Source organism: Vibrio sp. Vb1729 (genome assembly GCF_033338655.1).
In the GTDB taxonomy this organism is placed as follows: Bacteria; Pseudomonadota; Gammaproteobacteria; order Enterobacterales; family Vibrionaceae; genus Vibrio; species Vibrio alginolyticus.
Genome location: NZ_JAWOTB010000008.1, coordinates 55,708 through 76,952, shown reverse-complemented (window position 1 = coordinate 76,952; position 21,245 = coordinate 55,708). Strand labels below are relative to the sequence as shown.

The following is a 21,245-nucleotide window of genomic DNA, read 5'->3' as shown; positions in this document are numbered from 1 at the left end:
GACTCCTATTTATCTTTGCGGAACATTTCAAGCATACGCTTGGTGACGGTGAAACCACCGAAGATATTGATACTCGCGATCAATACGGCAATAAAAGATAGGAATGAAACGACGCCATTACCTTGTCCAATTTGCAGTAATGCACCAACGACAATAATGCCAGAGATAGCATTCGTTACTGACATTAGTGGAGTATGAAGTGCATGGGTAACATTCCATACTACGTAGTATCCGACAACACACGCTAGAACAAATACAGTAAAGTGAGAAAGAAACGCTGCCGGAGCAACCGATGCAACCCATGCAAAGGCTCCAACAGCCGCTGCCATACCAATAATTTTCTTCGTTGGAGACGTAGGTTCTTCTACTTTAGGCTCTGGCTTCACAGGCTGTTCTTGTTTCACTTGCGGCTGAGCTGAAACCTGAATTGGTGGCGCTGGCCAAGTAACTTCACCTTCTTTCACCACGGTAACGCCACGGATAACAACATCTTCAAAATCAATATTGATGTTGCCATCTTTCTCTTTACACAGCAGTTTTAGAAGATTGACAAGGTTTGTCGCGTAAAGCTGAGAAGATTGTGTTGGCAAACGACCAACCATGTCAGTGTAACCAACAATTTTTACGCCGTTATCCGTCATGATAACTTGGTCTTTCACTGTATATTCACAGTTACCACCATTAGCAGCTGCCAAGTCGACAATTACACTGCCCGCTTTCATGCTGTCGACCATTTCTTTGGTGATCAACTTCGGCGCAGGTTTACCAGGGATGAGCGCGGTCGTAATAATGATATCAACATCTTTAGCTTGCTCTGCGTATAACTCTGCCGCTTTTTTGTTGAAGTCATCAGACATTTCTTTTGCGTAGCCATCCCCAGAGCCTGACTCTTCTTGAAAGTCAACGGTCAGGAACTCAGCGCCCATCGATTCAACTTGCTCTTTTACTTCTGGGCGGACGTCAAACGCACGGACAATGGCACCTAAGCTACCTGCAGCACCGATAGCCGCCAAGCCAGCGACGCCAGCACCCGCAACCAATACTTTCGCTGGAGGTACTTTACCGGCAGCCGTAATTTGACCTGTAAAGAAACGACCAAACTCATGAGCTGCCTCAACCACTGCACGATAACCAGCGATATTAGCCATCGAAGATAGCGCGTCTAAGGCTTGTGCACGTGAGATACGAGGAACGGAATCCATGGCAAGAACGTTAATGTTCTTACTGGAAAGTTGTTCCATCAACTCAGCATTTTGAGCCGGCCAAATAAAGCTAACCAGTGTTGCTCCATCTTGCAGTAACGCAATTTCGTCAATGCCTTGCTCATCATCCACAATTGGCGCATTAACTTTTAAAATAAGGCCAGATGCCCAAACTTCTTCACTAGAAACGATTTTCGCACCAGCTGCTTCATAAACGGCATCATCGAAACTCGCTAGCACCCCCGCTTGGGATTCAATCGCGACATCGAATCCCAATTTTATTAACTGCTCAACCGACTTCGGCGATGCAGCCACTCGCGATTCACCCGCGAGTATCTCTTTAGGTACACCGATTTGCAAAACGCATACTCCTTGTATACATATCAATAAATTAGTCCCAAAACAGAGCGTCGCTCTACTCTAATTCTTTTTTATTTCTATCTGTTTACCACGCAAGACAATTGCAAACGAAAGATGATGTTTGGGGACACCCATTTGCACAATAACACCTTGACTAACAGCCCTGTTATTATTCTGTTTGTATCGAACGCGTCTCATTACTTCAAGTGTTTTGTAATTTAAATACTAAATTTCATTACATATAACGCTAAGTAATGAATGATTGTCGCTCTGTGCACGAAAAATAACAACGCAACACCGTACTAGACTGAGGTCTAACCAGGTAACGATTAAATACTGACTTAACAGAGATTTAAGCGTTAAAAAGAAAGAGCCACTAGCATATACACTAATGGCTCTTTTTAAGATGACTGGAATCAAATTGCAGTAAATTGCTAGTCGAAGATTTTATCGCCCATTTGATCAATAAACATTTGAGATTTCTTCAACATAAGGTCATTGGCATCTTGCTCTGAGCCAAGCAAATCGGAGCGAATAAACCGATGTGTTTTCACTTCATCATTGTCATGCTTTTCTATTCGACCAGCGATGCGATATTGTCCGCCCTCTGAAAGGCTCTCTGGGTAAATAAGGAAACCTTTATATTCAACTGGTTCGATATTTTTGGCTTCAACCGTTTTCTCACTACCACCAAACAAACGCGAAAAAAATCCCACGATTCCTCCTTGGGTCAGCTCACTAGTCAACTGAGCGACTCTTACTTAATATTAACGTTAAGGATCGGTTTTTCATACCAATCCAACTCTTTGTCATCATCATAACTAGTATGGGAAAAAATTACAGGCACATCATACTCTCGGTTCTTACGCCTGTCTTCTTTCACCATTTCTGCGGCGTTTTTCACCGCTATATCCGCGCTTTGCTTAAACTGGCTTAATTTTTGTTCAGGAAGTGAAGACAAAAAATCAATATCATAACGGATATAGACAGGCTTGAGCTGGATAAGCGCAAGGCAAGCAATATCGGCTAACTGTTCGTTGTCATACTGTTCTAAAAATTCGGGCAAACTGAGAACCTGACCTACTAATGTTTCCATGTAATTGTGCACATCTGAGCTTATCTGCATCTGTAAATCTCCTTTTTCCTATGAAATGAGTATAGCAACGACTTGTTTATAACAACTTATTGATTGCTCTTAATTTAATCAATCTCTCTCTTTTTGCGGTAATGTCTTCCAAAATACTTGGGAAAAGGAACAAATAGACGTATTCTTGCTAGTTCTCAAAGTTCGAAATTCAATAACGGATAAATATCCATATTGATAAAACGATTTACCTAACCAATTATATAGTCAACTATTTTCAGGCAGTTTGTAATAGATGTCCTCATCGTCAATGACTTCATCAGGCTTCAGATTCTTATTCCCTTTTTTGCTACTGGGCATAGTGAGTTCGGGCATGGACAGCATTATTCAGATGACTCAGGCAAACTGGGGCATTGCCGCAAACTTGCCGTACATACTATTAGGTTGTGCGCTACTCCTTTGTTATTCATTTAAGCAAGGCAGAGAGTCCATGGTGTGCTTGGCAATGTTGCTAGCCTATTTCGTGATACAGCACCGCCTACAAGTCCCGCTTCAAAGTGGTACCGCTTTACTTGAGCTAACCATTTTAGCCACGTTACTTCCTGTCTCGTTTCTTACGGTATTTTTGTTTAGTAAAGAAGGTTTTGACTCTAGAGCCATGTTGACTTACATCTTGATGTTAGCAATGTTCGTTCTTTGGTCTTATCTAACGCTAGCATATTACGTTGAAGGAGGGTTTGAACAATGGACAAGCGGTATTTTATTTATTGTACCGACGGTCTCTAAACTGCCTTTCATTCTTGTTTTATATTGCGTGGGTATTGTCTGTTTTCTTGGAATTCTTGTTTTAAAGAAGAATGAAATTATCCATGCGATGACCTACTCTGCCATGGTATTGGCGTCTGCGACGTTCATTTTCTTTGATGTGCAGTACATATCAAGCACCATGTTTACGCTAACAGGGCTGCTTATCATTATTTATGCCGCTTCCGCTAGCCATCAACTGGCTTTCACCGATAGCCTAACGCTGATTCCGAGCAGACGTGCACTTGATCTCGATCTAAAACACATGGGTAAGAAGTTCACGATCGCAATGCTTGATGTTGACCATTTTAAAAAGTTTAACGACACCTACGGTCACGATACTGGTGATGACGTTCTAAAAATGGTCGCTTCGCGCCTCACTAAAACCCCAGGCGGCGCAAAAGTTTATCGATTTGGCGGAGAAGAATTTACCATCGTTTTTAAAGGCAAATACGCTGACGAATGTAAGAACTTTTTGGAAGAAGCTCGTAAATCGATTGCAGAATACGAGATGATATTACGCGATGAAGAATCTCGCCCTGAGAACCATAAACAAGGACAAAAACGTCGTGGTAGCAACAGCTCGAAAAGAAAGTCGGTTTTTGTTACCGCAAGTTTCGGAGTTGCTGATAGCCGGAGTGGGCAAGCTCCTCTGGACGTCATTAAATTAGCGGACGAAGCACTTTACAAAGCGAAAAAGGCCGGACGTAACTGCATAAAGCTTCGTTAGACCCTCACCAATCGTGAAAGTTAACAAGCTTGTCCGGGTTTAAAACAAAACCGAACTTCCCCATCAGCATAATAACAGCACTCATCGTTGCCACTATCCCGATGTTATCTATCTAATCAAAGGTATAAGGTATACGCCCGATTGCGACATTCCGTTCGCACTGTTTTGCCTATCTTACTTTGAGTTAGCTTTAAAATAACCACCAAAAAGTGACAACGCAACAAAAGGAGTAATATTCATAAGATTTTGTTTTTAAAAAGAATTAAGCACAGTATGTGTGTTTCTTCCCAAAGATTTTGATGTATATAGTGCTTTATCAACTGTCGCATACAAATCTGATTGCACTTCTTTCCCTGTCGGTTGAAAAACAAAAACACCCTGTGACACCGTCACTCTACTTGACACACTAGAATACTCATGTGGGTAATCGAGAAAATACATAGCCTCTTGTATACGCTCGGCTTCTCTTTCTGCTGTTTGAGTGTCGGTACACCCTAGCAACACAACAAACTCTTCTCCACCATATCGACCTACATATTCCCCAGAGCGACAAAACGTCGCCTTTAGTTGATTCGCAATCGCTTGTAAGCAACGGTCGCCTTCAATATGACCGTAGTTATCATTAAACGGTTTAAAAAAATCGACGTCCAATAGAATCAAAGCCATTGGCATGTTGTGACGGCCATGCCATGCAACCATCGATTCCAACTTATGGTCGATATAACGGCGGTTATAGAGTTTGGTTAGGCCATCTTCATTCGCTTGCTGAGTCAAAAGTTGATTAACCTGCTCCAATTGAGCTGTCGCTTGCTTAAGCTCTCGTCTCATATGAGCAATACGCTGCATTGCGATAAGTTTAGAGTTCAGTACCAGTTTATCTACCGGCTTAATTAAATAGTCATCACCGCCCGCATCTATGGCTTTAGCAATCATTTCTGGCTCTTCGTGACTACTCAAGAAAATAATTGGGATCCAATCCGGAAACGTTTCTCTTATATGAAGAGAGACTTCAAAACCGTTCATATCTGGCATTGATATATCGAGTAACACCAGTTCCGGATCAAAACTCTCGTAGGTATTTAACGCCTCTAGTCCACTACCTACGGCTTTTACAATATGTCCAAGTTGCTTTAGACGAATAGCCAACTGCATCCTGTCTAGCTGAACATCGTCAACCAGAAGGATTCGCATCGATGTCCCTGTCGGTTGCATAACGCGTTCCATTTTTAATTATGTCTTTATTAAACATATACCATACTCATAGAGTTGTTGCATTTGACTCATAATTAAGTGCTATATTTTTGTTTGAATATCACGGAATCCATTGCATAAAGCAGTTAGACTGGACGTTACCCTATCTAATCATGGCCTGTGAGCAGAAGTTCAACAAACTCATTCACTTTGGTCATCTTGCGGGTTAATGGGTATAGCTATTTGATGCATTTGGTATTAATATTCCCGCCTTTTTGTAATGAGAGACACACCATGTCAGAAGCAACTAACAGCGAAAGCAAAAAAATCGATCTAGCCAGCATTTCTCCAGAGCTACGTAAAGTTATCGAATTTGACGAAGTTCCAGAGCAAATGTTCGAAATGGTTACCTCTATCCATGAAGTGTCTGAAGAAGCGGTACGTGAATCATGGGACGAAATGCCAGCAAGTGCACAGAACATTCTAGACAACTTTGAACAGTTTCATGCTCTAGTTTCTGTAGGCCAAGCATTCGCTGGTATTAATGTGATGGAAGAGTTTCCGACTCTTAATCTGCCAGAAAACATGACAGATGAAGATAAAGAAGAATACCGTGCTCAACTACTTGATAATGTGCTTCACAACTGCGTGAAAGACATGGTTAAGCAACTGAAGAAAGCACGCCGTGACCCACTTCTTAAGCGTGAATTCAAAGAAGTATTCGCGAAGTAATTCCGACATTCTTCTAGTAAAAAAGGCCGCACTTTGCGGCCTTTTTTGATCATGAAGCGTAAATCAGTCTAAACGGTTAATGAGGCGCTAGTGCCATATCTTTTTGTGTCACACTGACACCTTTAATTTGCGCAAAAACACGGCTACCAACTTTTAGGTTGAGATCGTCAAGGGCCCACGGTGTGATCGTTGCCCACAAATAACATTTCTCGTCTAGCTTGAGTGATACATTAATACTCTGTTTGTCATCGGCTGCGTTAAACACTTCGATGGAATCGACAATAGCAGGCAGAATATTTCGAATCGACGTCGCCTTGGGCTGCTCGAGCGTGATAGAAACGTCATTGGCACGCACTTGCAAGCGTATTGGCGTGTCTGGTGTTCCGTCAATCTTTTGCACCCACAGGAATACATTAGGTGCAAGGTTGATACAAGTCAGTGCATAACGTTCATGATGTTCAGCAATCCGGCCTTCAAATAAGCTGCTTTGATCTGAGAAAGATTGCCATGGACGCATAGCATGAGAAGCCCACACTTCCTCAAGCTTACCTGAACTCGAAATTTTACCTTGGTCAATAATTGCAAGGTGCTGAGCAAGCCTTAAAATTTCCTGGAGACTGTGTGTGACATAGATAATAGGGATATTTACCTTCTCCGACAACTCCTCGAGAAAAGGCATTACCTCACGCTTTCTTGGCATATCGAGTGAGGCAAGTGGCTCATCCATCAAAAGCAAATTGGGCTTAGATAGCAATGCGCGCGCAATCGCAACACGTTGCTTTTCACCACCAGAAAGTGATACCGGAAAGCGCTTTAGTAACGGTTTGATAGACAAGAGTTCGGTGACTGCATCAAAATACTCGTCATCTTTTTCTTTAACGCCATATAACAAATTGCCTTGAACCGAATAGTGAGGAAACAAACGTGAATCCTGAAACACATAACCAATACCACGCTTGTGCGTTGGTAGGTTGATTCCCTGTTCACTGTCAAACAAAACATGCTCACCAACCGCAACATACCCTTGCCTTGGAGTGACCAATCCGCTGATGATGTTAATCAACGTCGTTTTACCTGCACCAGATCGTCCAAACAAGGCACTAATTCCGTTACAGGGTAACTTAAGTTTGATGTCGAAGTCAGTCTCACCAAGCATTTGTTTAAATTGGACTTTAATCGTCATTGTTTCGCACCCAATCTGCTTGCCGCTTTACGATTTAGCCATTCAGAGATCATTAATGTAGACAAGGCTAACGCGATAGAAATGATACACAGACGAGCCGCCTGCATTTCTGCACCTGGCGTTTCAATAAAGTTGTACATTGCCAGCGGAATCGTTTGGGTCTCACCCGGAATGTTAGAGACGAAACTGATCGTCGCCCCGAATTCGCCAAGACTACGAGCAAATGACAGCATCGTGCCCGTAATAATTCCGGGAATGGTCAGTGGTAACGTGACGGTGAGAAACACTTTTAAAGGAGAAGCGCCTAACGTAGAGGCTGCGTGCTCCAATTTAGGGTCGACGCTATCTAAGCTTAAGCGTACTGAACGAACCATCAAAGGCAAAGCCACGACAATACAAGCGACGACTGCCCCTTTCCAATTAAAGCTAAAGACTACCCCTAAGTTTTCATAGAGCCACTTTCCAAGGAACCCTTGTCGTCCTAAAGAAATCAACAACAAATAGCCGATTACCACTGGCGGCAATACCAGTGGTAAATGAATTAAGCTATCGAGAATCGATTTACCAAAGAACGTTTTTCGAGAAAGTAGCCAAGCAAGAAAAACGCCGAGAGGAATCAGCCAAAGTACTGCATACGAGCCTACTTTGAGGCTTAACATTAAGGCTTGGTATTCCAGTTCTGTCACGCTTCGTTCCTATAATTGAAGGCCGGTTTATTGCTGAAAGCCATATTGAGCAAAAACGCGTGCGGCTTCGTCCGATTTTAGGTACTGGAAGAACTGCTCCGACTCAGTAGAATCATTCACAATTGCAGCCGGGTAAACAATAGCCGCATGCGTATCACTCGCAAATTCGCCGACAATTTTGACTTTATCAGTTAACTGAGCATCGGTTTTGTAGACCACACCTAAAGGCGCTTCTCCACGTTCAACCAACGCCAAAGCTAAGCGCACATTCTTTGCTGGTGCGACGTGAGTTTGAACCGCTTTCCATACACCCAGTGTAGTCAATGACTCTTTCGCGTACATACCAGCAGGTACTGACGTCGGATTGCCTAAAGCAAGACGATTTCCATGCAATGCCTTCTCCCATGCCTTTGCATCAGAAAAGTTAAATGAGGTTAATTCTGAAGACTGAGGCGCAATCAACACTAAGCTATTGCGCACTAGATTTGTGACATTGTCACGATAAATGACCTCTTTATCGACCAAATAATCCATCCATTTCGTGTTCGCAGAAATGAATACATCCGCTGGTGCGCCATTGATAATTTGTCGAGCGATAGAAGAAGAACCACCATAAACGGGTGTGATAGAAACGTCATACTTTTCTTCAAAGTTTTGCGCGATCTCGTTAATCGCATTCGTCATAGAAGAGGCTGCATACACTTTTAGGTTCGTTGCTGCATTTGCTGAAAATGAAATGCTTAATACTGCCGCAAGGCAAGCATGCTGTTTCCATGCTTTCATAGAGATACTCCAATACAAGGCAAGCGAAAGAACAGGTTATTTGAATATAAAGTTCAATCAGTTAATGTGCTATTTAAACAAAAAATCAAGGCGCATATGTTGTTCTATCGCATCTGCGATGCGATTAATGCCTTGCTCCTTTAACTCTTCAAAGTCTTGTTGTTTGATTTGGGTGCCGTTTACCCATTCTGATACCAGGCTTAAGACATCTTCCTCGTCAAAGAACCCGTGAAGGTAGGTTCCCATGATTTGGCCACACTCGCTGATCGCCCCTTCCGCTTCACCGGAACTGAATGTAAGAGGTTGCAGGCCCCGTACTTCACTTCGCCCTACGTGGATTTCATAACCCTTTACATTGGCTGTTTTGCCGTTAAGAGAAAGCTGTGCTTGTGTGTTTGTAAGCTGTTTGCTGTTAGTTAGCGTCGTAGTGATATCAAGCAAGCCAAGTCCTTCGCTTTGACCTGGTTGGCCTTCGACGCCGTTTGGATCATCAATCAAGTTTCCAAGCATCTGGTAGCCGCCACAGATACCAATCACTTTTCCACCAAGACGAATATGACGCAAGATATCGTTATCCCACCCTTGGCTTCTTAGATACTCCAGATCGTCTCTCACTGATTTGGTCCCAGGCAAAATAACCAGGTCGGCTTTATCTATTTTTTCGCCTTTACCTACATAACGTAGATTGATGTCTGGATTCAATCGCAGCACATCAAAATCAGTATGATTACTAATCCGGGTTAAAACAGGCACAACAACATTCAGTTTTACCTCAGAGTGCAACTCTTGCTGTGCAGTGATCGCGTCTTCTGCTTCTAAATTCAAACCATGAAGAAAAGGAAGTACACCAAGTACAGGTTTACCTGTTTTTTCTTCTAGCCAATCGAGGCCCGATTGCAATAAACGAATATCACCTCGAAAACGGTTGATAACAAATCCTTTTACTCGCGCTTGTTCAGATTCAGAAAGTAACGCAAGTGTTCCGTACAAATGTGCAAACACTCCACCACGATCAATATCAGCAACAATGATCACTGGTACATCAGCGGCCTCAGCAAAACCCATGTTTGCAATATCGCCTTCTCGTAAATTGATTTCAGCAGGACTCCCCGCGCCCTCGATAATGATCGAATCAAATTCTTGAGTCAGACGAGAGAAGGAATCTAACACCGTGTCCATCGCCACTTTCTTGTAATCATGAAAGTCAGCCGCATCCATATTGGAAATCGCCTTACCCTGCAAAATGATCTGAGCACCTGTATCACTGTTAGGTTTAATTAAAACCGGATTCATATGTACGGTTGGCTCAATATTACACGCCTGTGCCTGAACGGCCTGTGCTCGACCTATTTCACCGCCATCTTTGGTTACCGCACTATTTAGTGCCATGTTTTGTGGCTTAAATGGGGCAACATTTATCCCTTTTCTTGCTAATACACGGCATAAACCTGCCACAAGGACACTTTTTCCGGCATCCGAAGTGGTGCCTTGAACCATTAAAGATGGGATCGCTGATTTCATGAACATTTGTAAGGAATAGAGGAAGATGAACAATCATAACGTCATCGTCCCCACTTACTCAAGCAAATGAATAGAATATGAATGTTGAAATCATCATTGGTTCAAACAAGCCCTGTTTTAATGACCCCATCAAAACAAACCGATGAGGATGTAACATGAAAAAGAATACAATTATCGCAACAATCGCCGCCTTAGCTATTGCTCCTTCTATCGCGTTCGCGAAAGATAACGCTCAAAACCAATCAAACTTGCAGTTTAACGGTCCTGTCACTGTGGAAAAATTGGATGCCTTGCTAAACGACTCCAATATGTTTACTGAAAAAGATGTGGTCGTTGAAGGTAACTTATTGCGTCAAGTTCGCGCGGATAAGTTTGTCTTTAGCGATGGTTCCGGTGAAGTGATGGTCGAACTCGATGACGATATTCAGCTAAATACTCCGATTGATCACACGACTAAAGTCCGTCTGTTTGGCGAATTTGAAGGCGGGAACAAACCAGAGATTGAAGTCGAACAACTCGTGGTCATGTAAAACAAACCCCGATTGCTGTGCATATCAACATGATGTAGTGACGATTACAGCTAAATAGTGACGGCAAGCACTTAAAATGATAGCTTTATCAATCTTGGTCTGCTTTTTGCAGACCATTTTTTTGTTCATTTTAATCATCTTGCCCGGAGACACCATGCTAGGTAAAGCTCTAAAGGTTGCAGCCTTTGGTTTGTGTGCTATTTTGCCACTTTCCGCACATGCAAATAATTTCAACTACAACACGATGGAATTTCGCATGGGCACTAGCCCTGGTACATTTGGTGGCGAGTTCAATACCTACTTTACAGAGAATACCCATTTCATTGCTCGCGCAGACAGTGAATTCAGCGGAGACTGGGACATTGCTGGTGGTATAGGCTTTAATGGGCCAGCAGGCCAATTTGCAGATATTTATGGCCAAATGTTGGTACACAACATTAAAGAGAACGGCAGTGATAAAGTGGGCGACGAGTGGCGCACGGAAGTGAATATTGGCACTCGTATTTGGTTTATGCAAAATGTTGAGCTCCATGGCCGTATCGGCCAAATCATAGATAATGACGATTCGAACACCATTTACAATCTGGGCGCACGATTCCACTCAACTCAGCAACTATCGCTTGGTGCAGATTTCAAAAATAATGGTGTCTATGGCCAGCAAATTGTAATGTCTGCTCGTTTTGCATTTTAGTGGACATGACTACCAGGGCATCACAAGCAAGCATATGATTCAATAAAATGGCCTCCAATTTTGGAGGCCATTTTTTGTTAATCACGAATTATTAGCTTGTAACAGAAACTAGCTGTAATACATCAGTTTTTAGCGGTTTTTTTAGGTTTATCTTGCACATATTTTTTCGATACATCCACAACGGCGATATCTCTAAAAAAGCTTCGACCAAGCAAAATTGGAAACGTCATATGTCCGCGATCCGCTAACGTAAACTCTGTCTTTTCTTTGTGATCCCCAACGGTAATGTAGGCTTTTACCACCGCTCGTTTATCCACCTCTTCTGACGAAGACTGCTTAACTTTAGCCCAGCGCTCAACGGGTACTTTAAATTCTTTAGTGTCTTTGTCACCTAAATCTATCTTAAATTTAACCCAGTCTTTACCATCACGCTCAAACGGAACAATGTCAGTCGCACTAATTGATGATGTTGTCGCACCTGTATCGACTCTAGCCTTGAAAGTCTGGTCAATTTCAGGAACATAAACCCATTCTTCAGAACCAAGAATTAACATGCCATCGGGTGTTTTTGTGACCTTGACTGGCTTCTTAGGCTTTGGTTCCTGCTTTTTCTCAGGTTTCGCTTCTGGTTTGGGCTCCACCTCTGGCTTTGGATCTACCTCAGGTTTCACTTCTGGCTCGACTTTAACGGGCTCTTCGACCTTTGGCGACTCTGGCTCAACAGGTTCCTGCGTCGTTTGAGTTGACGTACAAGCAATTAAACTGCCGCTCATCATAAGCGGCAGAATCAGTTTCCAGTTTTTCATCCACACTCCAATTAAGCTTGAGATACTTTCTTAATTGCGTCCGCTACGTATGGAATATGAGTTTCGGTAAGTCCGGCAATGTTAATTCGACCATCGCCAACACCATAAATGCCATAATCTTCACGCAGTTGCGCCATTTGGTTTCCACTAAAGCCTAGCACAGTAAACATGCCTTTGTGACCCTCAATGAAATCAAATTGATCTGTATTATGGTTGTTTCTCAATTCGTTACACAAACTTTGACGAAGACTAACCAAACGATGTTGCATTTCACTCAACTCTTGCTTCCAAACGGAAGTCAGGTTGTCATCTTGAAGAATGGTCTTAACCAAAGCCGCTCCATGATCGGGTGGCATCGTGTAAGTAGAACGCGCTAACGTAAGTAACTTGCCTTTTGCGTTGGCCACGTCTTGCATGTTCTTACCAACCACAATCGCTGCACCAGTTCGTTCACGGTACAGACCAAAGTTCTTCGAACATGAAGTAGTAATCAACATCTCTTCAACATTATCTGCCATAAAACGAAGGCCTTTTGCGTCTTCTTCTAGGCCATCACCGAAGCCTTGGTAAGCAATGTCCACAAATGGGATGAAACCGTTCTTCTGCGACAATTCTGTAATGGCTTGCCAAGCAGAGAAGTCAATATCCGCACCAGTTGGATTGTGGCAACAACCATGAAGAAGTACCACATCTGAAGGCCCAGCTTTCGCAAGATCATCCATCATTTTTGCGGTGTCTACTTGTTTCGTTTCCGAAGAGAAATAGTGGTAGAACTTAACTTTAAGGCCTGCTGCTTCCATCACTGGCTTGTGGTTTACGTAGCTTGGGTTGGAAATCCAAACCGTCGTATCTGGCTGTGCGATCTTCATTAGATCACCGAGCATACGCAGCGCACCACTTGCACCTGGCGTTTGAATAGCTGCAACACGATCCATTGCAGACGTTCCCGTCAGCAGCAAATCGATCATGCTTTTATTAAATTCTTCGCAACCCGCAAGACCAACATAAGACTTGGTTTTTTGAGTTTCAACAACGACATCCTGCGCCATTTGAATGGCTTTCATAATCGGCGTTTCGCCTGCGCTGTTTTTGTATACGCCAATGCCAAGGTCAACCTTGTTTGGACGTTCATCGTTACGGTATGCAACGGATAGAGATAAAATAGGATCTAATACGGGAGTTGGGAGATTAGAAAACATGAAAGTCATAACCCTTTGAAATTCAAGTACCGAACCTCACGTTAACACCATCGCAAAAAATGACGAAATGATTTTTCACTTATTTCATCAATTAGAGAACAAAATTCTGGATTGCGGTGAGTTTTGTGCGCTCTATCGTTCAGAAAAAGAACGATTCACTCCTCGTCGTACCAATCCACTCTACCGTTTTTTCTAAACTCTCTTGGTGTCATGGTCGACCACGCTTTAAAACGTGTACTAAAGTTTGCGCTGGTCGGATATCCGACTATTTCTCCAATATGCTGAATTGGCCATTCTGTTGAACGAAGTAACCTAGCAGCATATTCCATGCGCATACGCGTTAAATGTGCCATTGGGCTTCGACCAAACTGCTTTTGAGTCAGTCGATGCAAATGAGGCTCCGAACATGGATATAGAGCCGCCACCTGCTCAACGCTCCAATCCTTATGGAGCTGACGTTGGACAAGGTCAAATACACGCCGAAGCCTCAATTGGCTGCGTGATATCGACTCTGAGGGCGGCATGTTTAACATCAGCTCTAACTGAGCCACACTATGCTCACCTACCGCACCACCATAATCGATTGGAAGGTGAATGCTGCGTAGTAGTGTTTGGATACATGCATACATCACTTCAGGTGTAGATGAAAGCTGATAGCGAACATCACATTCTAATATCGGCCACTCTCTATCAGTAGCAAGAAAAAGCCACGCGATCTGCCAAGGTTCTTCTTCTATACCAAAACCGTTTTCAACACCTGCGGGTACTGTAATCAACGAGCCCGGTTCCAAATCGTATCGATAAGTCCCACTCTCTAGCCACCCTTTACCACGCACCGTATAGAGCAGCATGTGTTTCTTTTGGTTTTTACGATAAACAGAGAAGAAGTCACGACAAGTGGCAATGCCGCACTGCACAATGCCTCTCTCCTCAAGTGCTAATACTCGACTGTGATCAATAAACTCTTGATAAGTTTTTTCTGAAATCGCGTAGCGTTCTTGTTTATCTTCCATGATTTATTGGCTCACATGTGCGTTAGTAGAGAGTTTTACAAAGGTTTTGGATTCCTTTGAAAAATACAGCGCCAAATCATGAGGATAAACTACTCGCATTAATCTTTAAGGAGAAATGCGATGCTCTTAACACGCGAATACATCGATAAAGTATTTTGGCAAAAACTGATTACGATTGGCCTACCTGTTTCACTTCAGTCCATGCTTTTTGCTTTGCTCGGCGTCGTGGATATTTTCATGGTAAGCCTACTCGGTGAATCTGCAACGGCAGCAGTTGGAGTTGGAAATCGTATCTTTTTCTTCAACCTAGCGGTTGTCTTTGGCCTATGCGGTGCAGTTACCGTACTTGCTTCTCAATACTACGGCTCAGGAAACCTAGCCGGAATTCGCAGAACGTTGGCGCAATCTTGGTTTATTTCCATTTTGGTGACGCTGCCGTTTATCGTTCTTTATGCGATTTTTGATGAAGAGATCGTCTCTTTTATGTCAGACGATCCTGAATACGTCACTTATGCACGTGATTATCTTGTGGTTACGGGCTTTAGCCTCATTGCTACGGCGATAGTAGTACCGATTGAAGCGGTATTGCGCTCCGTGGGCCAAACCAAACTGGCAACCAACGTTAGTATCTCCGCCATTGTCGTTAACGTCGCGCTTAATTATGTTTTGATTTTTGGTTTATTTGGTTTCCCTCTATGGGGCGTATTTGGTGCAGCCGTAGGTAGTTTTGTTTCTCGATTTTTCCAAACCGCCGTCTTGATTTATTTTTTCTACAAACGATATGCTTACCTAATTCCGACTAAGTTCGATTGGGTACAAGGCCGCTTAAAACAGTATCGAAAAAAGTACTTTAAGGTTTCTTTACCCATGTTGGTCCACGATGCGCTTTGGACTGGTGGATTGATCGTTTACAGCATCATCTATGGTCAATTGGGCGTTTCAGAACTGGCGATCATCTCATTCTTATCACCGATTGAAGGGGTACTGATTTCAACTTTTATGGGATTTGCGGTCGCTGCATCCGTTCTTCTTGGGAATGATATTGGTGCAAAACATTATGACCGAGTCGAGAAAACGGCGTGGTGGTATGTGTTAACCAGCGCAATCTTAGCCACCTTGCTGTTTTTCCTAGTGTGGTTGAGCTCGCCCATGATTCATCACCTATTGGTACTGAGCCCGTTAACCGATGCAGACATGGCACTTAACGTATGTTTAGTCATGGCGCTAGGTATGATTTTGAGGGTGTTTAACATGGTTGGGATTGGCGGCGTACTAAAGAGTGGCGCTGATATTCGCTATAGCATTTTCATCGACACGTTCGGTCAGTGGGCTATTGGCATCCCCCTTACTTATTACACAGGCATGGTGTTAGGGCTGCCTTTGCATTTTGTCTTGATGTCTCTGCTCGCGGAAGAGCTAGTGAAAGGCGTACTGACGACTTACCGTATTCAATCTAAACGTTGGATAAATAATATGGTTGAAGATGACCAATCGGTGACAGCGTAACCCAAAAGACATTAACGAACTCACACCAAAAGGGCTCACCCGTTCTGCACGCGTGAGCTCTTTTTATGTGCGGAGAATGCTTGATTAGATGTCCGTAAATCGATGAATGATTTGGTTTGAACTGCCACGCCATTCGAGATTGAGGTCTTTCTTGTCTTGTTCAAACTTACCATCAATCAAAACATCGATGTATTGCACCACTTCCCTTTGCGCGTCATTCAGTTCCGTCAGCGTGTAGCCAGTCCAAACCCAAATGTCTTTACCTGGGCACTCCTCTCTCACCCTTTTCACTATCTTCAAAATATGAGGCACATTAGCAGGGTGAAGCGGATCTCCACCCGACAACGACAAGCCACGGCGTTTGATACGCGTGTCGTTTAAGTCAGCGATGATTTTGTCTTCCGCTTCTTGCGTGAAAAGTACACCAGAATCCAAACGTTGCGTCGACTGGTTATAACAGCCACGGCACTGATGCACACAACCCGACACAAACAGCGTACAGCGCGTACCCGGTCCGTTAACAACGTCAATTGGATAGTATTGGTGGTAATTCATAATGCGTCTCTGTGTTATCGCGAAAGAGAAAATCAACCTGTTTAAAGTTGATTTTCAAAGTGTAAAACGAGTGGTAGTTAACCTTACAGGTGTTTAACTCGGCGCTTCACTTCTTCTTGCTTACCGAAGTTAAACGGGCGTGCATCTGGGCTGCCTAGGTAGCCACAAACTCGACGTGTTACTGATACTTTAGTTGAGTCATGGTTGCCACAGCTTGGGCAAGTGAAGCCTTTGCTTGTACAGTCAAACTCGCCGTTGTAGCCACACTCGTAACACTCATCAATTGGCGTGTTAGTTCCGTAGTAAGGCACTCGGGTGTAACTGTAGTCCCATACGTTTTCTAGTGCTTCAACGTTACGTTGCATGTTCGGGAACTCGCCGTAACAGATAAAGCCGCCGCTTGAGATTTCTGGGTAAGGCATCTCAAAGTCGATCTTGTCGTATGGGTTCACCTTCTTCTCAACATCTAGGTGGAAGCTGTTGGTGTAGTAACCTTTGTCTGTAACGCCTTCAATTACGCCGAACTCTTTCGCATCGATGCGGCAGAAACGGCTACATAGGTTTTCACTTGGCGTTGCATATAAGCTGAAGCCATAACCTGTTTCGTCAGCCCATTGATTCACAGCATCTTTTAGATGCTTGATGATCGCGACCGCTTTTTCACGCAAAACAGCGTCATCATAAACGTGCGCTTCTGTACCGAATAGCGCGTTAATTGTCTCGTGTACACCGATGTAACCAAGAGAAATAGACGCACGACCGTTCTTGAAGATATCTGCGATTGAGTCGTCTGCTTTCAAGCGAACACCACATGCGCCTTCCATGTATAGGATTGGGGCCACACGTGCTTTCACGTTTTCAAGGCGAGAGATACGTGTCTCTAGTGCTTTACGAGCAAGACGTAGGCGGTCATTTAGAAGCTCGTAGAATTTCTCTTCGCTTCCGTTTGCACGGATAGCGATACGAGGAAGGTTCAAGCTCACGACGCCAAGGTTGTTACGACCTTCGTGAATCAGCTCACCGTTTTCTTCGTAAGTACCAAGGAAGCTACGGCAACCCATTGGCGTTTTGAATGAACCGGTTACTTCCACTACTTTGTCGTAGTTAAGAATGTCTGGGTACATACGCTTAGACGCACACTCAAGCGCAAGTTGCTTGATGTCGTAGTTTGGATCTTCTGATTTGTGGTTCAAACCATCTTTGATGCCGAATACAAGTTTAGGGAATACCGCTGTTTTACGGTTCTTGCCTAGACCTGCAATACGATTCTTCAGAATCGATTTCTGGATAAGGCGTGATGCCCAGCTTGTACCAAGACCAAAACCAAACGTAACGAATGGTGTTTGACCGTTCGCCGTGTGTAGCGTGTTTACCTCGTACTCTAGAGATTGGAACGCGTCGTAACACTCTTTCTCAGTGCGTGCTTTTGCGAACTCTTCTGGCTCAGCAATGTTCCACTCTTTTGCGATCTCTAGGTGTTTCTCGTAGCTTGTGATTACGTACGGTTCTAGAACCTCATCAATACGGTTGATGGTTGTACCGCCGTAAATGTGGCTCGCGACTTGAGCAATGATTTGCGCTGTTACCGCTGTTGCAGTCGAAATTGATTTTGGCGTATCAATCTCAGCGTTACCCATTTTAAAACCATGCGTCAGCATGCCTTTAAGATCGATAAGCATACAGTTAAACATTGGGAAGAACGGTGCGTAGTCTAAATCGTGGTAGTGAATGTCACCCACTTCGTGCGCTTGAACCACATCGCGAGGAAGAATGTGCGTCTTCGCGTAGTGTTTCGCTACGATACCAGCCAACAAGTCACGTTGAGTCGGAATTACTTTGCCGTCTTTGTTCGCGTTCTCGTTGATTAGATCCAGATTACTTTCTTCAATCAAACCTTCGATTTCGCGAGTTAGTGCACTTTGCTTCTCACGAGCGATGTCGCGATCGTGGCGATATTCAATGTAAGAACGCGCTAGGGCTTTGTAAGGACCTTGCATGAGTTCATTTTCGACTAAGTCTTGAATCTCATGGATGTGAACTTCATCGTGTTCTCTTAACTGTAACTCGACAGCAAGAGCCACATTAAGAGCATAAATAGCGACATCTTTATCTTTGTTTTCCGCTGCTGCTTCAACTGCTGCTTGGATACGATCCCTGTTGAACGGAGCTCTTGATCCGTCGCGTTTGATTACGATTGGTTTCACTTTGTTCTCCTTACCCGAGCATACTCACAGAGTTATCCACAAACACACTATATGGGGTTATTTTTTATTCTGGCAACACAATATATTGTGGCGTATTTAACGAGAAGCACCACTCGAAAACATTGATTTTGATCAATAAAGATTGGCTAGCGAACAAGAAGAAATCGATCTTATTGGCGTTGATCTCAGTTGCGAAGAAAACCATGAAAATTGCAAAATTGGTACTAAATCTACTTGCTATTTTTGGAGGTCTTGTAGGATAAAGGATGGAAAGGAATACGCTAAAAGATAGGAGTGCAACAGGCCAAAATGCGATCACTTTTTGTTACGTTAATATTACTTTTTAGTTCTCTTTCATTTGCTCAAAACTCCATCAATCTAACCAGTTGGAACATAGAATGGTTATCTATAGATGGTGGAAAAGTGTCGAGAACACCACAAGATTTTGAAAAGCTGACCCACTATGTGGATAAAACACAAGCCGACATTTTTGCTTTTCAAGAAGTCGAAAGTGCTGCTGCCATCCAAAAAGCCGTTGGCAATGACTTCACTATTTATCTTTCCGATCGTTCAAACGCCTCCAACCGACACCTTCAGTTTAACGACACCAACCAATACACAGGCTTTGCCGTGCGCAATGGCGTAAGCGTATTAGACAAGCCAGACTTCTCTATCACACGAGGCAACAGCAAGCTTCGCTTCGCGAGCTACCTTGTTTTAAATCCAAACCAAGAAAACGAGACTCACCTACTCTCTGTACATCTGAAAGCGGGTTGCAGTGGCGCGTATCGTAATAACCGCGATTGTAAGATAGTGAAACAACAAGGACAGGCACTAGCTAAGTGGATAAAGGCGCGCGAGGACAACAAACAACATTATGTCGTGCTTGGCGACTTTAACCACAACTTGGGTTATCAAGGAGATTGGTTGTGGGACGTGATATCGGACAATACTAGTGCAAAGCTAGTGACTAAAGACACTAAAGCGGAATGTAAAGTGCGCTCTAATCGTAATCCGAATAAAACCCACCAATTCCGCTCGGTGATAGACCACATCATTGCGAGTGGTGATTTAAAGGCGTCGTCTGGTGTTCAAACCGTTTTCAAAACACAAGATGTACTCGACTATAAACTGAGTGACCATTGCCCGGTTTCTACGACACTCACTTTTTAGCGTTTAAGTACTCTTTTTAACGTTGAAGTACTTTCTTTATTGACGAACCACTCTTTTAGCGGTGAATGACCCAACCAACATTGCCGCTATAAAGAGCAGAACTTGTGTGTTGCCAGTAAAAAGGCTGGCAACCGCAGGACCAGGACACACACCCAGTAAGCCCCAACCAATACCAAACAGTGCTGCACCACCGACTAACTTTTTGTCTATCGTTTTAGAAGTCGGACAGACAACCTCATCACCAAACACAGATTCGCTTCTTGGCTTTATTAATAAAAGATAAGCAGGAACGAACACAACAAGTGCTCCGCCCATAACGAAGGCTAAGCTTGGGTCCCATGAACCGGTAATATCAAGAAAGCCGATCACTTTTGCCGGATCTGCCATACCAGAGACCACCATACCAATACCAAAGAGCACACCAGAAAATGCAACAACGGACATTTGCTTAATACTTTTCATTACGTGAGTTTTCATAACGACACTATTCCTCACGATACTAGCAAGACGGTTAACATGGCTGTGGCCATAAAAGTACACGTCGCGACCACAGAACGGATTGAGAAACGCCCTATTCCACAAATGCCATGGCCACTAGTACAACCATTGCCGATACGCGTACCAACACCGACTAACAAGCCAGCAACGATAACTAAAATAAGATCACCGCTGTACTGATCTGGTACATGCCCGCCAAGAACATAAACAGCAAACAAGCCACCTAATACCATCGCAATTAAAAAAACAATTCGCCAAACGCGGTCTGCGCTCTCAACGGCACCGTTTAAGATCCCACTGATCCCAGCAGTCTTGCCAGTAAATAGCATCAGTGTTATCGCTGATACGCCAACTATTATGCCGCCCAACAGCGACATCCAAGGAACTTCAAACATAGCAACCGCCAAACTAATTACTTACAGAACACTTGCTTAAAGGCCTCAACCAACGGACCAACTCTTTCATCAGAAATTGAATAAAATACCTGCTGAGAAACTTTTCTAGCTTTAATAATGTCGTGCTTTCTCAATACGGTGAGATGTTGTGAAAAAGCAGATTGGCTTAATGATGAACCTTCAAACAGTTCACCAACCCCTTTCTCGCCTTCAATCAGCTTACACATCACGATTAGGCGCTCTGGATGAGCCATAATTTTAAGCAGCTCACTCGCTTCGGTCGCACTTTGTAGCATACTGTCGCCCATTCTTATGCCTCTTCATTACTACATTACATTTCATTAGATATTACTAATTAATATTATTAAGTCAATGCTAATGTAGATTAAATAACATTAG

The 21,245-nt window shown here is 43.4% G+C and carries 22 protein-coding genes; 6 read left to right on the top strand and 16 right to left on the bottom strand.

Annotated elements, in window-relative coordinates:
• Window positions 1-5: 5 nt before the first annotated feature.
• The 3 genes from R7E29_RS04000 to R7E29_RS03990 form a co-directional block, all read right to left on the bottom strand.
• Entirely contained in the window at window positions 6-1,562 is a 1,557-nt protein-coding gene (locus tag R7E29_RS04000; protein WP_054575983.1) for a Re/Si-specific NAD(P)(+) transhydrogenase subunit alpha, read from the bottom strand.
• A 434-nt stretch (window positions 1,563-1,996) separates the two neighbouring features.
• Entirely contained in the window at window positions 1,997-2,278 is a 282-nt protein-coding gene (locus R7E29_RS03995; protein ID WP_005376244.1) for an HlyU family transcriptional regulator, read from the bottom strand.
• 41 nt (window positions 2,279-2,319) lie between these two features.
• Window positions 2,320-2,688, bottom strand: a complete 369-nt coding sequence (locus tag R7E29_RS03990) for a late competence development ComFB family protein (RefSeq protein WP_047101090.1) — start codon at window positions 2,686-2,688, stop codon at window positions 2,320-2,322.
• Window positions 2,689-2,941: 253 nt separating this feature from the next.
• On the opposite strand from R7E29_RS03990, the gene R7E29_RS03985 reads away from it, so the two are divergent.
• The gene (locus R7E29_RS03985; protein ID WP_054575982.1) at window positions 2,942-4,180 is read left to right on the top strand and encodes a sensor domain-containing diguanylate cyclase; all 1,239 of its coding nucleotides are present in this window, start codon (window positions 2,942-2,944) and stop codon (window positions 4,178-4,180) included.
• A gap of 252 nt (window positions 4,181-4,432) precedes the next feature.
• Here R7E29_RS03985 and R7E29_RS03980 read toward each other — a convergent pair whose 3' ends face one another.
• Window positions 4,433-5,392: a diguanylate cyclase gene (locus R7E29_RS03980; protein WP_054575981.1), complete on the bottom strand. Its 960-nt coding sequence runs from the start codon at window positions 5,390-5,392 to the stop codon at window positions 4,433-4,435.
• 273 nt (window positions 5,393-5,665) lie between these two features.
• Here R7E29_RS03980 and R7E29_RS03975 point away from each other — a divergent pair, with 273 nt between their 5' ends.
• Window positions 5,666-6,103, top strand: a complete 438-nt coding sequence (locus R7E29_RS03975) for a DUF3069 domain-containing protein (RefSeq protein ID WP_005376232.1) — start codon at window positions 5,666-5,668, stop codon at window positions 6,101-6,103.
• 76 nt (window positions 6,104-6,179) lie between these two features.
• On the opposite strand, the gene modC is transcribed toward R7E29_RS03975, so the two are convergent.
• The 4 genes from modC to R7E29_RS03955 form a co-directional block, all read right to left on the bottom strand.
• Entirely contained in the window at window positions 6,180-7,286 is a 1,107-nt protein-coding gene (modC, locus tag R7E29_RS03970) for a molybdenum ABC transporter ATP-binding protein ModC (protein ID WP_054575980.1), read from the bottom strand.
• Window positions 7,283-7,972: a molybdate ABC transporter permease subunit gene (gene modB / locus R7E29_RS03965; RefSeq protein ID WP_054575979.1), complete on the bottom strand. Its 690-nt coding sequence runs from the start codon at window positions 7,970-7,972 to the stop codon at window positions 7,283-7,285. Before modB ends, modC begins: the two co-directional genes overlap by 4 nt.
• 27 nt (window positions 7,973-7,999) lie before the next feature.
• Window positions 8,000-8,755: a molybdate ABC transporter substrate-binding protein gene (modA, locus tag R7E29_RS03960; protein ID WP_054575978.1), complete on the bottom strand. Its 756-nt coding sequence runs from the start codon at window positions 8,753-8,755 to the stop codon at window positions 8,000-8,002.
• Window positions 8,756-8,824: 69 nt separating this feature from the next.
• Entirely contained in the window at window positions 8,825-10,276 is a 1,452-nt protein-coding gene (locus R7E29_RS03955) for a cobyric acid synthase (protein ID WP_054576201.1), read from the bottom strand.
• Window positions 10,277-10,431: 155 nt separating this feature from the next.
• Between R7E29_RS03955 and R7E29_RS03950 the strand changes: the two genes are divergently transcribed.
• Together R7E29_RS03950 and R7E29_RS03945 are read left to right on the top strand one after the other, a co-directional pair.
• A complete protein-coding gene (locus tag R7E29_RS03950) occupies window positions 10,432-10,806 on the top strand; it encodes a YgiW/YdeI family stress tolerance OB fold protein (RefSeq protein WP_005376220.1) in 375 nt (124 codons plus the stop codon).
• Between the two features lie 154 nt (window positions 10,807-10,960).
• Window positions 10,961-11,497: a hypothetical protein gene (locus R7E29_RS03945; protein WP_017634623.1), complete on the top strand. Its 537-nt coding sequence runs from the start codon at window positions 10,961-10,963 to the stop codon at window positions 11,495-11,497.
• A 122-nt stretch (window positions 11,498-11,619) separates the two neighbouring features.
• Here the strand turns inward: R7E29_RS03945 and R7E29_RS03940 are convergent, their stop codons facing one another.
• From R7E29_RS03940 to R7E29_RS03930, 3 genes are all read right to left on the bottom strand, one after another.
• Window positions 11,620-12,303, bottom strand: a complete 684-nt coding sequence (locus R7E29_RS03940) for a RimK/LysX family protein (protein WP_054575977.1) — start codon at window positions 12,301-12,303, stop codon at window positions 11,620-11,622.
• Between the two features lie 11 nt (window positions 12,304-12,314).
• A complete protein-coding gene (locus tag R7E29_RS03935) occupies window positions 12,315-13,502 on the bottom strand; it encodes an aromatic amino acid transaminase (RefSeq protein WP_054575976.1) in 1,188 nt (395 codons plus the stop codon).
• Between the two features lie 155 nt (window positions 13,503-13,657).
• On the bottom strand, window positions 13,658-14,515 hold the full coding sequence (locus tag R7E29_RS03930; RefSeq protein WP_054575975.1) for an AraC family transcriptional regulator: 858 nt from the start codon (window positions 14,513-14,515) through the stop codon (window positions 13,658-13,660).
• A gap of 120 nt (window positions 14,516-14,635) precedes the next feature.
• Between R7E29_RS03930 and R7E29_RS03925 the strand changes: the two genes are divergently transcribed.
• Window positions 14,636-16,021: an MATE family efflux transporter gene (locus R7E29_RS03925; protein WP_054575974.1), complete on the top strand. Its 1,386-nt coding sequence runs from the start codon at window positions 14,636-14,638 to the stop codon at window positions 16,019-16,021.
• 84 nt (window positions 16,022-16,105) lie between these two features.
• On the opposite strand, the gene nrdG is transcribed toward R7E29_RS03925, so the two are convergent.
• Both nrdG and nrdD read right to left on the bottom strand, forming a co-directional pair.
• Window positions 16,106-16,576, bottom strand: a complete 471-nt coding sequence (nrdG, locus tag R7E29_RS03920; RefSeq protein ID WP_005376213.1) for an anaerobic ribonucleoside-triphosphate reductase-activating protein — start codon at window positions 16,574-16,576, stop codon at window positions 16,106-16,108.
• An 83-nt stretch (window positions 16,577-16,659) separates the two neighbouring features.
• Window positions 16,660-18,780 (bottom strand): anaerobic ribonucleoside-triphosphate reductase, encoded by a 2,121-nt coding sequence (gene nrdD / locus R7E29_RS03915; protein WP_005388026.1) that lies wholly within the window; start codon window positions 18,778-18,780, stop codon window positions 16,660-16,662.
• Window positions 18,781-19,089: 309 nt separating this feature from the next.
• Between nrdD and R7E29_RS03910 the strand changes: the two genes are divergently transcribed.
• Window positions 19,090-19,953: an endonuclease/exonuclease/phosphatase family protein gene (locus tag R7E29_RS03910; protein WP_025767757.1), complete on the top strand. Its 864-nt coding sequence runs from the start codon at window positions 19,090-19,092 to the stop codon at window positions 19,951-19,953.
• 36 nt (window positions 19,954-19,989) lie between these two features.
• On the opposite strand, the gene R7E29_RS03905 is transcribed toward R7E29_RS03910, so the two are convergent.
• The 3 genes from R7E29_RS03905 to R7E29_RS03895 are packed head-to-tail and all read right to left on the bottom strand — an operon-like array spanning window position 19,990 to window position 21,154.
• Window positions 19,990-20,430, bottom strand: a complete 441-nt coding sequence (locus R7E29_RS03905; RefSeq protein ID WP_017820171.1) for a YeeE/YedE family protein — start codon at window positions 20,428-20,430, stop codon at window positions 19,990-19,992.
• Window positions 20,431-20,444: 14 nt separating this feature from the next.
• Window positions 20,445-20,858: a YeeE/YedE family protein gene (locus tag R7E29_RS03900; RefSeq protein ID WP_373417491.1), complete on the bottom strand. Its 414-nt coding sequence runs from the start codon at window positions 20,856-20,858 to the stop codon at window positions 20,445-20,447.
• 5 nt (window positions 20,859-20,863) lie between these two features.
• A complete protein-coding gene (locus R7E29_RS03895; RefSeq protein ID WP_005376206.1) occupies window positions 20,864-21,154 on the bottom strand; it encodes an ArsR/SmtB family transcription factor in 291 nt (96 codons plus the stop codon).
• Window positions 21,155-21,245 lie beyond the last annotated feature (91 nt).